The sequence below is a fragment of the Candidatus Symbiopectobacterium sp. 'North America' genome (assembly GCF_015762685.1).
Classification (GTDB): domain Bacteria; phylum Pseudomonadota; class Gammaproteobacteria; order Enterobacterales; family Enterobacteriaceae; genus Symbiopectobacterium.
The window spans coordinates 1-722 of the sequence record NZ_PEHF01000116.1; the positions used below are offsets into that span (position 1 = coordinate 1).

General features: G+C 48.5%; 1 protein-coding gene. It reads left to right on the forward strand.

The window, feature by feature from the left end; genetic code table 11:
- Positions 1 to 722 (forward strand): IS630 family transposase (locus CS369_RS22540; protein WP_196908784.1); only part of this gene is annotated, 722 nt, incomplete at both ends.

Below are 722 nucleotides of genomic sequence, written 5' to 3' on the forward strand. Positions count from 1 at the left end.
GCCGACCACGGATATTCTGCACATTCTGCCGCTTCTGGTTCAGCGTTCTCATCAGGATTTTGGCTGGCTGCGCTCCCGCTGGAGCACCGAGTTGTTAGCTCTCATCGTTAATCGGTTTTTTAATGTAGAGCTCCATCCCGCCACGTTGTACCGCTACCTGAGACGAGCGGGCATTGTCTGGCGCAGAGCTGCGCCGACACTGAAAATCAAAGACCCACATTATGAGGAAAAACGGCACGCCATTGAGCTAGCGAAGTCTCAAAAGCAAACACATCATCCCATGTTTTATCAGGATGAAGTCGATATCGACCTGAACCCGAAAATCGGTGCGGACTGGATGCCCAGAGGGCAACAAAAACGCATAGCTACACCGGGACAAAACCAGAAACATTATCTGGCTGGCGCACTGCATTCAGGGACGGGACGAATCCATTACGCCAGCGGCACTAGCAAGAGTTCTGAATTATTTATCAGTCTATTAGAAATATTACGGCGTACATACCGAAAAGCAAAAACCATCACGTTAGTCGTGGATAATTACATCATCCATAAAAGCCGCAAGGTAGAACGTTGGCTGGAAAAAAATACGAAGTTCCGACTGCTGTATCTGCCAACCTATTCGCCGTGGTTGAATCCGATAGAGTTGCTATGGTTGTCGTTACACGAAACGATAACGCGAAACCATCAGTGCCGTTACATGTGGCAGTTGCTTGAACAGGTAA